At 65.6% G+C, this 12,335-nt stretch carries 15 protein-coding genes; 14 read left to right on the top strand and 1 reads right to left on the bottom strand.

Annotated elements, in window-relative coordinates; all coding sequences use genetic code 11:
• Nucleotides 1–605: 605 nt before the first annotated feature.
• A complete protein-coding gene (locus AAHS21_RS00905; RefSeq protein ID WP_342925862.1) occupies nt 606–2,189 on the bottom strand; it encodes an MFS transporter in 1,584 nt (527 codons plus the stop codon).
• 189 nt (nt 2,190–2,378) lie between these two features.
• Between AAHS21_RS00905 and AAHS21_RS00900 the strand changes: the two genes are divergently transcribed.
• The 14 genes from AAHS21_RS00900 to AAHS21_RS00835 all read left to right on the top strand — a co-directional run bounded on the left by AAHS21_RS00900 (nt 2,379) and on the right by AAHS21_RS00835 (nt 12,319).
• Nucleotides 2,379–2,984, top strand: coding sequence for a helix-turn-helix domain-containing protein (locus tag AAHS21_RS00900; protein ID WP_342926524.1), 606 nt, complete (start codon nt 2,379–2,381; stop codon nt 2,982–2,984).
• 657 nt (nt 2,985–3,641) lie between these two features.
• Nucleotides 3,642–3,947: a 30S ribosomal protein S10 gene (gene rpsJ, locus AAHS21_RS00895; RefSeq protein WP_003873519.1), complete on the top strand. Its 306-nt coding sequence runs from the start codon at nt 3,642–3,644 to the stop codon at nt 3,945–3,947.
• 15 nt (nt 3,948–3,962) lie between these two features.
• Complete coding sequence (gene rplC, locus AAHS21_RS00890) at nt 3,963–4,616, top strand: 50S ribosomal protein L3 (protein WP_342925861.1); 654 nt, start codon at nt 3,963–3,965, stop codon at nt 4,614–4,616.
• Nucleotides 4,616–5,272: a 50S ribosomal protein L4 gene (gene rplD, locus AAHS21_RS00885; RefSeq protein ID WP_342925860.1), complete on the top strand. Its 657-nt coding sequence runs from the start codon at nt 4,616–4,618 to the stop codon at nt 5,270–5,272. Before rplC ends, rplD begins: the two co-directional genes overlap by 1 nt.
• Nucleotides 5,272–5,574, top strand: a complete 303-nt coding sequence (gene rplW, locus AAHS21_RS00880; protein ID WP_096284771.1) for a 50S ribosomal protein L23 — start codon at nt 5,272–5,274, stop codon at nt 5,572–5,574. Before rplD ends, rplW begins: the two co-directional genes overlap by 1 nt.
• 29 nt (nt 5,575–5,603) lie before the next feature.
• Entirely contained in the window at nt 5,604–6,446 is an 843-nt protein-coding gene (gene rplB, locus AAHS21_RS00875; protein ID WP_342925859.1) for a 50S ribosomal protein L2, read from the top strand.
• Between the two features lie 18 nt (nt 6,447–6,464).
• Nucleotides 6,465–6,746, top strand: a complete 282-nt coding sequence (gene rpsS / locus AAHS21_RS00870; protein ID WP_025738376.1) for a 30S ribosomal protein S19 — start codon at nt 6,465–6,467, stop codon at nt 6,744–6,746.
• Nucleotides 6,743–7,303, top strand: coding sequence for a 50S ribosomal protein L22 (gene rplV, locus AAHS21_RS00865; protein ID WP_342925858.1), 561 nt, complete (start codon nt 6,743–6,745; stop codon nt 7,301–7,303). The genes rpsS and rplV overlap by 4 nt, the downstream gene beginning before the upstream one ends.
• A complete protein-coding gene (rpsC, locus tag AAHS21_RS00860) occupies nt 7,303–8,133 on the top strand; it encodes a 30S ribosomal protein S3 (RefSeq protein WP_096284777.1) in 831 nt (276 codons plus the stop codon). Before rplV ends, rpsC begins: the two co-directional genes overlap by 1 nt.
• 3 nt (nt 8,134–8,136) lie before the next feature.
• Nucleotides 8,137–8,553, top strand: coding sequence for a 50S ribosomal protein L16 (rplP, locus tag AAHS21_RS00855; RefSeq protein ID WP_096284779.1), 417 nt, complete (start codon nt 8,137–8,139; stop codon nt 8,551–8,553).
• Nucleotides 8,553–8,798: a 50S ribosomal protein L29 gene (gene rpmC / locus AAHS21_RS00850; RefSeq protein WP_267731980.1), complete on the top strand. Its 246-nt coding sequence runs from the start codon at nt 8,553–8,555 to the stop codon at nt 8,796–8,798. Before rplP ends, rpmC begins: the two co-directional genes overlap by 1 nt.
• Nucleotides 8,798–9,127 (top strand): 30S ribosomal protein S17, encoded by a 330-nt coding sequence (rpsQ, locus tag AAHS21_RS00845; protein WP_342925857.1) that lies wholly within the window; start codon nt 8,798–8,800, stop codon nt 9,125–9,127. The genes rpmC and rpsQ overlap by 1 nt, the downstream gene beginning before the upstream one ends.
• A 140-nt stretch (nt 9,128–9,267) precedes the next feature.
• A complete protein-coding gene (locus AAHS21_RS00840; protein ID WP_342925856.1) occupies nt 9,268–11,628 on the top strand; it encodes an arylsulfatase in 2,361 nt (786 codons plus the stop codon).
• On the top strand, nt 11,621–12,319 hold the full coding sequence (locus tag AAHS21_RS00835) for a hypothetical protein (protein WP_342925855.1): 699 nt from the start codon (nt 11,621–11,623) through the stop codon (nt 12,317–12,319). Before AAHS21_RS00840 ends, AAHS21_RS00835 begins: the two co-directional genes overlap by 8 nt.
• Nucleotides 12,320–12,335 lie beyond the last annotated feature (16 nt).

Below are 12,335 nucleotides of genomic sequence, written 5' to 3'. Positions count from 1 at the left end.
ACTACGGTGCTTGGTCGACGCGGACACGACCGTCGCGCGGGTAGCTCACCGGGAACATGACGGTCCTGGTCGCTCGAGCAGCGCATGCGTATCCACTCGGCCTCCACGATGGCCGCTGCCTCCTCCACCGCCGGGCAGCACGGCTCAATCGCCACGCTCACGTGATCACCCCGCTGTACGGCCGATCCGGCGCGGGCATCGATGCACAGCGAATTGCCCACCGAGACAAGCGGACTGGGTGTGGCGACCAGCGAGCCGATAGCGCTGCATGTGGCAGCCTCGACAATGCGGACCGCGCAATGGCGCCCGGCACCGGTGACGACCGGCGTACTCGTTGTCTGCGTGAGTCAGTACTCATCAACATCACATCCACCTCATCCTGCGAGATGACCTGTCCCTGTCGATATATATCTCTGATACCAGAACGAATTGGCCGTTTCAAGTACCTCTCGGGCGTGAATTTCGGCCACCCGCAGCGACCGCACGGATCGAGCCTTGGCCGCCAGTGTTTTCCGTCTTTCGTTCTGCAGCCCGGCTTTTCGGCCCGCACCTGCGGTGTGGTGATCGGCCGGTGTGCCCGCGAATTGGTTCGGCGGTCGGGCGGGCTACCGATGGACGGCCGGTTCGCGAGCGTCTGATCCGCCGTCGCCGCGGCCTGACACCGGCCCGATCCGGCGCACCAGGCGCAGCTGCTTGCCGTCTCGCCCCGGCGCCCACAGCCCGATCAGGATTGAGATCACGGCCACGATCACCGCCATCACGATCGTCGACGCATGCATGGCGGTCATGAAGGCAGTCTTGCTCAGCTCGGCGAGCTTGGCCCCCTGCGGCCCGAGCCGGCCTGCCACCTCGACGGCCTTGGCGAGCGAGTCGGTGGCCGGGCCCCGCACCGCCGGCGGAAAGCTCGCCAGTTGCGGCGCCAGCTCGTGGGAATACCGTCCGGCCAGGATCGAACCCGCGACGGCGATGCCCAGTGCCCCACCCATCTCGCGCGAGGTGTCGTTCACCGCGGAGGCCACGCCCTGCTTTTCGTCGGGGACCGCACCCATGATTGCCGAAGTCGTTGGTGCCGTGCAGATCCCGATGCCGGTGGCCAGGATCAACGTCGGCCACGCGAACTGTGAGTAACTCGAGTGCAGGTCGAGGGTGGACATGCATGCGAAACCAACCGCCATCAGCAGGGTGCCGATGAACAGCACCAGTCGCAGTCCGAGCTTCGGCACATACCAAAACGACAGCGCCGAGAAAATGGCCAGCGGAATCATGAACGGGCCGAAGGCAATTGCCGTCGTCAGCGGTGAATAACCCATGATCTGCTGGACGTATTGCATGCCGATATAGAAGAACCCGAACGTCGCGCCGAACAGCACGACGATCGCGGCCACCCCGGTGGCGAAATTGGGATCGGCGAACAGCCGCACGTCGAGAAGTGGTTGACGCCGCCGGAATTCGACGACACCGAACAGCACCGCGATGATGGCCCCGGCGGCCATCCCGCCCCAGACCAGAGGATCGTCCCAGCCGCGAGTGGGAGCCTCCAGGATGGCGGCCACCGCGATCGCGACGGCGGCCCCGATCAGAACCGCCCCCAGCGCGTCGACGCGGGGAGCGTTGTTGTCCCGCGACGGCGAGACGGTGCACGCCAGGGCGAAGATCACCAGCCCCGCGATGCCCAGTGACCAGAAGATCGCGTGCCAATCCCAAAAGTGCAGCAGCAGGCCGGATCCGATCAAGCCGAAGACCCCGCCGGATCCCGCGGTGCCGGCCCAGATGCCGACGGCCTTCATCCGTTCGTCCCGCGGGTAGGCCACCGTCAGCAGTGACAGCGTCGCGGGCATGACGAACGCCGCGCCGACACCGGCCACCGCGCGCCCAGCGATGATCTGCATCGGAGCGTGCAGCATCGCAGGGGTCACCGAGCCGAGCGCGAACACCACCAGGCCGGTCAGCAGCGCGCCGCGCCTGCCGTAGCGGTCACCGATCGCCCCGGCCGGCAGCAGCAGGCAGGCCAGCGCCACGGTGTACCCGTCGACGATCCAGTTCAGCTGCGACTGCGTCGCCGAGGTTGCCACCGCAAGATCGCCCAACGCGGTGTTCAGGGCGGTCATGGATGCGACCACCAGCGCGACCCCCATGCACGCGACCGCCAGGGTCCAGACTCGCGCGCGCGGGCTATCGCCAATGCTCACTGGATCAGTACGCTGGTCAGGCCGGATCAAGACATCGACCATGAGATGCGCCTTCCTTCGGGGGCGTGCGAACTTTCGAGACCAATAGTCTCGTAGATAGACCGATGGTCTTGTTTCTAAACAGGGAGGTGAGTCACAATCACCGAGGGAAGTACGGATCCCCGCCCCGCACGATCGCGGGCGCGTTTACTGGAAGCCGCCGCGACGCTGCTGAACTCCGGAGGCCCCAGCGCGGTCACCGTGGAAGCGGTCACCCGTACCGCCAACGTAGCCAGAGCCACCCTGTATCGCCACTTTCCGAGTGGCAATGATTTGCTGGCCGCGGCGTTCAACAGCCTGATTCCGCCGTCTCCGACTCCGCCCGACGAGGGCTCGCTGCGGGATCGGCTTGTCGCCCTGATGCTTGCCCAAGCCGAATCGGTGGCCCAGGCCCCGGCGCTGATGACCGCCATGTCCTGGTTGGCGCTGGGTCGCGACCTGGAAGGTATGCCAGAACCTCACCACGACAGCTGCACCGACAGCCCGGCGATCACCACGCTTCGCGAACGCATCGCCCAGCAGTACGCGGCGCCGTTCGACGCCCTGTTCGACAGTCCGGAGGCCGCGGAACTGGGCGAGGTGGACCGATCCCGGGCCATCGCCCTGCTGATCGGCCCGCTGGTGCTGGGGCGTCTGTCCACCCTGCCGGATTTCGACTATCGGGAATGCGCGTTCGCGGCCGTCGATGGTTTCCTGCACGTTCAGCGCGCGCAGGGCAGGGCTAGCGCAGCGAGTATCGAATCGGCAGGTGCGTGAGTCCACCGACGAACGTCGTGGCGCGGTCCTTTCACCTTTCACGCTTTTCGCATGAGCAGTGGAACTCCCAGCGCTCGGGCCACGAACCCGTGAGGTCGCCGTAGCAGCAGAAGTAGATGCATTCGCCATCGCCAGAGGCGAGCTCGACTTCGTGCCAGTCCTCATAGATGCGGCATGACCAAAGATAGAACTTGCGGGATAGCCAACGCCGAAAAGTGAGCATCGCTGGGGCCTATCGGGACTCCGCTCAAGGGCGAAGACAGGGAGCTTACGCCCCAGGTCAGACCAGCGATATGACCGGCTCGAACTAACGCAGTACCGATTCTGGCCGAGATTTGGGCGGAATTTTGTTTGGGCCACGATCTAGGGCATACTGTTCGGGTTGCCTTGAGCCGGGTTCGCGCCTGGCCGGGCATACGACCAGCGCCCAAAACGGGCGCGTCCGGTCCCATCCTTGGAGCGACTATTTTGGCCGCGAACAAGGCTGTGTGAGGGTGACACGCCCGACCGCGGGGGCCGGTGAACCACGACAGGTAAACAGCGGCGCAGTATCCGGCGCGGCGCTCGATCGGCCCCAGATGGGCCGGGTCGAGTCGGCGCGCCGGGGGCACCAGGCCCGGATATCCGGGCCTCAAGAGGAGTGAGGGTAGGAGAAGCGTGGCGGGACAGAAGATCCGCATCAGGCTTAAGGCCTACGACCATGAGGCCATTGACGCCTCGGCGCGCAAGATCGTCGAGACCGTCGTCCGTACGGGTGCCAGCGTCGTAGGGCCGGTGCCGCTGCCGACCGAGAAGAATGTGTATTGCGTCATCCGCTCCCCGCACAAGTACAAGGACTCGCGGGAGCACTTCGAGATGCGCACCCACAAGCGGTTGATCGACATTCTTGATCCGACGCCGAAGACCGTTGACGCACTGATGCGCATCGATCTGCCGGCCAGTGTCGACGTCAACATCCAGTAGGGGATCGACGAACTCATGGCAAGAAAAGGCATTCTGGGTACCAAGCTGGGCATGACGCAGGTGTTCGACGAGAACAACCGGGTCGTGCCGGTGACTGTGGTCAAGGCGGGTCCCAACGTGGTCACGCGCATCCGCACCCCGGAACTCGACGGCTACAGCGCCGTGCAGTTGGCCTACGGCGAAATCAGCCCGCGGAAAGTCAACAAGCCCGTCACCGGCCAGTACACCGCCGCGGGCGTCAACCCGCGCCGTCACCTGGCCGAGCTGCGTCTGGACAACCCGGAGGCGGCCGCCGAGTACGAGGTCGGCCAGGAGCTGACGGCGGAGATTTTCGCCGACGGCGCCTATGTCGACGTGACCGGTACCTCCAAGGGCAAGGGCTTCGCCGGCACCATGAAGCGCCACGGCTTCCGTGGCCAGGGCGCCAGCCACGGCGCCCAGGCGGTGCACCGTCGTCCGGGTTCCATCGGCGGCTGCGCCACTCCCGCGCGCGTCTTCAAGGGCACGCGGATGGCGGGCCGGATGGGTAACGACCGGGTGACCGTGCAGAACCTGTTGGTGCACAAGGTCGATGCCGAGAACGGTGTGCTGCTGATCAAGGGTGCGGTCCCCGGACGCACCGGCGGACTCGTTGTGGTTCGCACTGCGATCAAACGAGGTGAGAAGTAATGGCAGCGGTAAAGATTGACGTCAAGACGCCGGACGGCAAGGTCGACGGCTCGATCGAGCTGCCCGCCGAATTGTTCGACGCCCCAGCCAATATCGCGTTGATGCACCAGGTGGTCACCGCGCAGCGCGCGGCGGCTCGCCAGGGTACTCACTCGACCAAGACGCGCGGCGAGGTCAGCGGTGGTGGTCGTAAGCCTTACCGGCAGAAGGGCACCGGGCGTGCGCGGCAAGGTTCGACGCGCGCCCCGCAGTTCACCGGTGGTGGCACCGTGCACGGCCCCAAGCCGCGCGACTACAGCCAGCGCACGCCGAAGAAGATGATCGCGGCCGCGCTGCGCGGGGCGCTGTCCGACCGGGCCCGTAACGGCCGCATCCACGCGGTGACCGAGCTCGTGTCGGGTCAGACGCCGTCGACCAAGAGCGCCAAGGCATTTCTGAACACGCTGACCGACCGCAAGCAGGTGCTGGTCGTCATCGGCAGCACCGACGAGGCCGGTGCCAAGAGCGTGCGCAACCTTCCGGGTGTGCACATCCTGGCGCCGGGTCAGCTCAACACCTATGACGTGCTGCGTGCCGACGACGTGGTGTTCAGCGTCGAGGCGCTCAACGCATACATCGCGGCGAACACGGCTAGCACCGAGGAGGTTTCGGCCTGATGGCGACCGTCACCGACCCACGCGACATCATCCTGGCTCCGGTCATCTCGGAGAAGTCCTACGGACTGCTCGACGACAACGTGTACACCTTCGTGGTGCACCCCGATTCGAACAAGACGCAGATCAAGATCGCTATCGAGAAGATCTTCTCCGTCAAGGTCGCATCGGTGAACACCGCGAACCGGCAGGGCAAGCGCAAGCGCACCCGCACCGGGTTCGGCAAGCGCAAGGGCACCAAGCGCGCGATTGTCACCCTGGCCGCGGGCAGCAAGCCGATTGACCTGTTCGGAGCACCGGCCTAGCCGCGCGCGAGAGAAAGACCTGATAAGACATGGCAATTCGCAAATACAAGCCGACGACCCCCGGTCGCCGCGGCTCCAGCGTCTCCGACTTCGCCGAGATCACTCGGACGGAGCCGGAGAAGTCGTTGGTGCGTCCGCTGCACGGACACGGCGGACGTAATGCGCACGGCCGCATCACCACTCGTCACAAGGGTGGCGGCCACAAGCGCGCCTACCGGGAGATCGACTTCCGGCGCAACGACAAGGACGGCGTCAACGCCAAGGTCGCTCACATCGAGTACGACCCGAACCGCACCGCCAACATCGCACTGCTGCACTTCCTGGATGGCGAGAAGCGCTACATCATCGCCCCGCAGGGACTCTCGCAGGGCGACGTGGTGGAGTCCGGCGCCAACGCCGACATCAAGCCCGGTAACAACCTGCCGTTGCGCAACATCCCGGCCGGTACCTTGGTCCACGCCGTGGAGCTGCGGCCGGGCGGTGGCGCCAAGATGGCGCGGTCGGCCGGATCCAGCATCCAGCTGCTCGGTAAAGAGGGCACCTACGCCTCGCTGCGTATGCCCAGCGGTGAGATCCGCCGCGTCGACGTGCGCTGCCGCGCCACCGTCGGCGAGGTGGGCAACGCCGAGCAGGCGAACATCAACTGGGGCAAGGCCGGTCGTATGCGCTGGAAGGGCAAGCGCCCGACCGTCCGTGGTGTCGTGATGAACCCGGTGGACCACCCGCACGGTGGTGGTGAGGGTAAGACCTCCGGTGGTCGCCACCCGGTCAGCCCGTGGGGTAAGCCCGAGGGCCGTACCCGTCAGCCGAACAAGGCCAGTAACAAGCTCATTGTCCGACGCCGGCGCACCGGCAAGAAGCACGGTCGCTAGGAAGTCGAGGAGTAACAGATGCCACGCAGCCTGAAAAAGGGACCGTTCGTCGACGACCACCTGCTCAAGAAGGTGGACGTGCAGAACGAGAAGAACAGCAAGCAGGTCATCAAGACCTGGTCGCGTCGTTCGACGATCATTCCCGACTTCATCGGCCACACCTTTGCGGTGCACGACGGCCGCAAGCACGTCCCGGTGTTCGTCACCGAGGCGATGGTCGGGCACAAGCTCGGTGAGTTCGCGCCGACGCGCACGTTCAAGGGCCACATCAAGGACGACCGAAAGGCCAAGCGCCGATGAGCACCACGACGACTGAATATCCGTCGGCCGTCGCCAAAGCACGGTTCGTGCGGGTTTCGCCGACCAAGGCGCGCCGGGTTATCGACCTGGTGCGCGGCAAGTCGGTGGCCGACGCGCTCGACATCTTGCGCTGGGCGCCGCAGGCCGCCAGTGAGCCGGTCGCCAAGGTGATCGCCAGTGCTGCCGCCAACGCGCAGAACAACGATGGCCTGGACCCGGCGACCCTGGTGGTCGCCTCGGTCTACGCCGACGAGGGCCCCACTGCCAAGCGCATCCGTCCGCGCGCCCAGGGCCGTGCGTTCCGGATCCGCCGGCGCACCAGCCACATCACCGTTGTGGTGGAAAGCCGCCCGAGCAAGGACCAGCAGTCTTCGAAGTCGTCGCGCACCCGCCGCGCCGAGGGCAGCAAGGCCGCCGCGAAGGCTCCGGCCAAGAAGGCCGCGACCGCGCCTGCCAAGAAGGCGCCCGCCGCCAAGAAGGCGCCCGCGAAAAAGGCTGCGCCGCAAGCCGAAGCCAAGACGTCTGAGACCTCTGACGCGAAGGGAGGCTCAGACTAGTGGGCCAGAAGATCAATCCGCACGGCTTCCGGCTGGGCATCACCACCGACTGGAAGTCCCGCTGGTACGCCGACAAGCAGTACGCCGACTACGTCAAGGAAGACGTGGCGATCCGCCGGCTGCTGTCCACCGGTCTGGAGCGCGCCGGCATCGCCGACGTGGAGATCGAGCGCACCCGCGACCGCGTCCGCGTCGACATCCACACAGCGCGTCCCGGCATCGTCATCGGCCGCCGCGGCACCGAGGCCGACCGGATCCGCGCGGACCTGGAGAAGCTGACCAAAAAGCAGGTGCAGCTGAACATCCTCGAGGTGAAAAACCCGGAGTCGCAAGCACAATTGGTGGCTCAGGGCGTTGCCGAGCAGCTGAGCAACCGGGTGGCGTTCCGTCGCGCGATGCGGAAGGCCATCCAGTCGGCGATGCGTCAGCCCAACGTCAAGGGCATCCGGGTGCAGTGCTCGGGCCGCCTCGGTGGCGCCGAGATGAGCCGCTCGGAGTTCTACCGCGAGGGCCGAGTTCCGCTGCACACCCTGCGCGCCGACATCGACTACGGCCTGTACGAGGCCAAGACCACCTTCGGCCGGATCGGCGTGAAGGTGTGGATTTACAAGGGCGACATCGTCGGCGGCAAGCGCGAATTGGCCGCTGCCGCACCGGCGGGCGCCGACCGTCCGCGCCGCGAACGGCCGTCGGGCACCCGCCCACGCCGCAGTGGCGCATCGGGTACCACGGCCACCAGCACTGAGGCTGGACGAGCCGCGGGCGCCGAAGAGAGTGCGGCTCCGGTGGAGGCGACGCCTGCAGCGGAACCGCAGAGCACGGAGAGCTGAATCATGTTGATTCCCCGCAGAGTTAAGCACCGCAAGCAACACCATCCACGCCAGCGCGGCATCGCCAGCGGTGGCACGGAGGTGAACTTCGGCGACTTCGGCATCCAGGCCCTCGAGCACGCCTATGTCACCAACCGGCAGATCGAGTCGGCTCGTATCGCGATCAACCGGCACATCAAGCGTGGTGGCAAGGTGTGGATCAACGTCTTCCCCGACCGTCCGCTGACCAAGAAGCCCGCCGAAACCCGCATGGGTTCGGGTAAGGGCTCGCCGGAGTGGTGGGTGGTCAACGTCAAGCCGGGCCGGGTGCTGTTCGAACTCAGCTACCCCAACGAGCAGACCGCTCGCGAGGCGCTCACCCGAGCAATCCACAAGCTGCCGATCAAGGCACGCATCATCACCCGAGAGGATCAGTTCTGATGGCAGTGGGTATTTCGCCTGGCGAACTGCGCGAGCTCACCGACGAGGAGCTGACCGAGCGCCTGCGCGAATCCAAGGAGGAGCTGTTCAACCTCCGCTTCCAAATGGCGACCGGACAGCTCAACAACAACCGCCGGCTGCGCACGGTGCGTTCGGAAATCGCCCGTGTCTACACGGTGCTGCGTGAACGAGAGCTGGGCCTGGCCAGTGGTCCTGACGGATCCGACGGAAATAAGGAATCGTGATGGCAGAAGCTAAAGCCGCTGCGAAGGATGGCGCTTCGAAAGAGAAGGGCCCGCAGCACACTCCGGCGAACCCGAAGACGCGTGGCCGGCGCAAGACGCGCATCGGCTACGTGGTGAGCGACAAGATGCAGAAGACCATCGTCGTCGAGCTGGAGGAGCGTACGCGGCACTCGCTGTACGGCAAGATCATCCGGACGACCAAGAAGGTCAAGGCGCATGACGAGAACGGCGACGCCGGCGTCGGCGACCGCGTCCTGCTGATGGAGACCCGGCCGACGTCGGCCACCAAGCGGTGGCGGCTCGTCGAAGTACGGGAAAAGGCCAAGTAACTTCCGAGTGGCATGCAACGCCCGGGACCTCGCGGTCTCGGGCGTTTTGCATTCGCGAGCCGGGGTCCACGCAGCGTTCGCGAGCGTAATCCCACCGCGAAAAAAGGTCGGAAATTTCGCAGTGGGGTTACGCTCGGCGCATGTCCCCTGACGCGCAAGGCTTTCAAGGCAAGATCGAGCTGGACATTCGCGATTCGGAGCCGGACTGGGGCCCGTATGCGGCACCGACCGCCCCGGAGAATTCGCCGAACATCCTGTATCTGGTCTGGGATGACACCGGCATCGCGACCTGGGATTGCTTCGGTGGCCTGGTCGAGATGCCCGCGATGACGCGGATTGCCGAGCGTGGCATCCGGCTGTCGCAATTCCACACCACCGCACTGTGCTCGCCGACCCGCGCGTCGTTGCTGACCGGTCGCAATGCCACCACGGTCGGCATGGCCACCATCGAAGAATTCACCGACGGTTTCCCGAACTGCAACGGCCGGATCCCGACCGACACCGCGCTGATCTCCGAGGTGCTCGCCGAACGTGGTTACAACACTTACTGTGTCGGCAAGTGGCATCTCACGCCGCTCGAAGAATGCAGCATGGCCTCGACGAAACGGCACTGGCCCACCTCGCGCGGCTTCGAGCGGTTCTACGGCTTCATGGGCGGTGAGACCGACCAGTGGTACCCCGACCTGGTCTACGACAACCACCCGGTGAACCCGCCCGGCACGCCCGAAGACGGCTACCACCTGTCGAAGGATCTCGCCGACAAGACCATCGAATTCATCCGCGATGCCAAGGTGATTGCGCCCGACAAGCCCTGGTTCACCTATCTGTGCCCCGGCGCCGGACACGCGCCGCATCATGTCTTCAAGGAGTGGGCCGACAAGTACGCCGGCCGGTTCGACATGGGCTACGAACGCTACCGCGAGGTCGTGCTGGAAAACCAGAAGTCGTTGGGGATCGTGCCGCCGGACACCGAACTGTCCCCGATCAACCCGTATCTGGACGTCACGGGGCCGGGCGGCGAGCCGTGGCCGCTGCAGGACACCGTTCGACCGTGGGACTCGCTCAATGACGAAGAGAAGATGCTGTTTTCGCGGATGGCCGAGGTGTTCGCCGGTTTCCTCAGTTACACCGACGCCCAGATCGGCCGCGTCCTGGACTATCTCGAGGAGTCCGGCCAGCTCGACAACACCATCGTCGTGGTGATTTCCGACAACGGCGCCAGCGGTGAAGGCGGGCCGAACGGTTCGGTGAACGAGGGCAAATTCTTCAACGGGTACATCGACACCGTCGAGGAGAGCATGAAGCTCTTCGATCAGCTCGGTGGGCCCGCGACCTACAACCATTACCCGATCGGCTGGGCGATGGCCTTCAATACGCCCTACAAGCTCTATAAGCGCTACGCCTCGCACGAAGGCGGTATTGCCGACTCGGCAATCATCTCGTGGCCCAACGGAATTGCGGCCCACGGAGAGGTGCGCGACAACTACGTCAACGTTTCCGACATCACTCCGACCATCTACGACCTGCTGGACATGACCGCGCCGGACACGGTCAAAGGTATTTCGCAGAAGCCGTTAGACGGTGTGAGTTTCAAAGTGGCCCTTGATGATCCGGCCGCAGACACCGGCAAGCAGACCCAGTTCTACACGATGCTGGGCACCCGCGGGATCTGGCACAACGGTTGGTTCGCCAACACCGTGCACGCCGCCACGCCGGCGGGCTGGTCGCACTTCGACGCCGATCGCTGGGAGCTGTTCCACATCGAGGCCGACCGCAGCCAGTGCCACGATCTGGCTGCCGAGCAACCCGAGAAGCTGGAAGAGCTTAAGGCACTGTGGTTTTCCGAGGCCGCCAAGTACAACGGACTGCCACTGGCGGACCTGAACCTGATGGAGACGCTGACGCGCTCCCGGCCCTACCTGGTGGGGGAGCGGACCAGCTACATCTACTACCCCGACTGCGCCGACGTCGGAATCGGCGCCGCCGCCGAAATCCGTGGCCGCTCGTTCGGCGTGCTGGCCGACGTGACCGTGGACACCACCGGTGCCGAAGGCGTGTTGTTCAAACAGGGCGGTGCGCACGGCGGTCATGTGCTGTTCATCCAGGACGGGCGCCTGCATTACGTCTACAACTTCTTGGGCGAGCGCCAGCAGCTGGTGTCCTCGTCGGACGCGGTGCCGTTGGGCAGACACCTCTTCGGCGCCGGTTACACGCGGACCGGCACGGTGCCGAACAGTCATACGCCACTGGGTGACGTCACCCTGTTCATCGATGACGAGGTAGTTGGCACGCTCGCCGATGTGACCACCCACCCCGGAACCTTCGGTTTGGCGGGGGCCGGCATCACCGTCGGCCGCAACGGCGGATCCGGAGTATCCAGCCGGTACAAGGCACCGTTCGTCTTCACCGGCGGCACCATCGCCGCGGTCACCATCGACTTGTCCGGGCGCCCTTACCAAGACGTGGAAACCGAACTTGCGCTTGCATTCTCGCGTGACTGAACAATCGCGACGAGCCGCGTTTGTCCCGCTCGCCACGGCGGGTGTGATTTGCGTGCTGGTAGGTGGGGTCTGCGGTTGCGGGAAAACCACGGGCGGCAACGCCGTTCGGGCCGGCACGACGGCCGCCTCGACGACGGCGTCCAGCGCACCGCGCAAGTCCGACCCGGCTGAGCCGGTGCCCGGCGTCGAGGCCACACCGCCCGATCACATTCCGCCCAACGCCCTGGCCTGCCTGCCCGCCGCCACCGGCAACGGCCGGATGACGGCGGCATCGGTATCGGATCCGGTGGCCCCAAGGCTCACCGTGCCGCTGCCCGACGGCTGGAACTCGGCCCCCGGCAGTGGTGATGTCGCACTGACCGCGAGCGGGTCCGACGGATTATCGGCCAGGGTGACGATCACCCCGACCGACCTCGAACCCGGCGGGGCGTTCCTGCGCTACGGTGCCGATCTGCGCACCGCCAACCCGGGCGTGCAGGTCAGCGTCGAAGCGGCTCAGTTCTGCGGCTACAGCAGCCAGTTGCTCGCCGGCAGCACCGGCGGGCTCGCCTTCGCTGACCGCATCACCCACATCTGGACGAACACCAAGGCATTTCTCGTGGTCGTCCATCTGCAGGGGTCTCCGGGTGCCCCCGGTTTCAGTGCGGCGAAATCCACGGTGATGCAGCAATTCGCGGTCGTTATCCCGTGAAACAGGCCGCCTGACT

This window comes from Mycobacterium sp. 050272, assembly GCF_039023525.1.
Lineage (GTDB): Bacteria > Actinomycetota > Actinomycetes > Mycobacteriales > Mycobacteriaceae > Mycobacterium.
Note: the sequence above shows the minus strand (reverse complement) of the source record. Positions and strands in the feature narration are given on the sequence as shown.

What these genes read in the sequence shown, in the direction of transcription:
- rplW (WP_096284771.1), top strand. Translation starts at nt 5,272, where the DNA reads ATGGCGACCGTCACCGACCCACGCGACATCATCCTGGCTCCGGTCATC.
- rpmC (WP_267731980.1), top strand. Translation starts at nt 8,553, where the DNA reads ATGGCAGTGGGTATTTCGCCTGGCGAACTGCGCGAGCTCACCGACGAG.
- rplP (WP_096284779.1), top strand. Translation starts at nt 8,137, where the DNA reads ATGTTGATTCCCCGCAGAGTTAAGCACCGCAAGCAACACCATCCACGC.
- rpsS (WP_025738376.1), top strand. Translation starts at nt 6,465, where the DNA reads ATGCCACGCAGCCTGAAAAAGGGACCGTTCGTCGACGACCACCTGCTC.
- rplV (WP_342925858.1), top strand. Translation starts at nt 6,743, where the DNA reads ATGAGCACCACGACGACTGAATATCCGTCGGCCGTCGCCAAAGCACGG.
- rpsQ (WP_342925857.1), top strand. Translation starts at nt 8,798, where the DNA reads ATGGCAGAAGCTAAAGCCGCTGCGAAGGATGGCGCTTCGAAAGAGAAG.
- rplB (WP_342925859.1), top strand. Translation starts at nt 5,604, where the DNA reads ATGGCAATTCGCAAATACAAGCCGACGACCCCCGGTCGCCGCGGCTCC.
- rplD (WP_342925860.1), top strand. Translation starts at nt 4,616, where the DNA reads ATGGCAGCGGTAAAGATTGACGTCAAGACGCCGGACGGCAAGGTCGAC.
- rplC (WP_342925861.1), top strand. Translation starts at nt 3,963, where the DNA reads ATGGCAAGAAAAGGCATTCTGGGTACCAAGCTGGGCATGACGCAGGTG.
- AAHS21_RS00840 (WP_342925856.1), top strand. Translation starts at nt 9,268, where the DNA reads ATGTCCCCTGACGCGCAAGGCTTTCAAGGCAAGATCGAGCTGGACATT.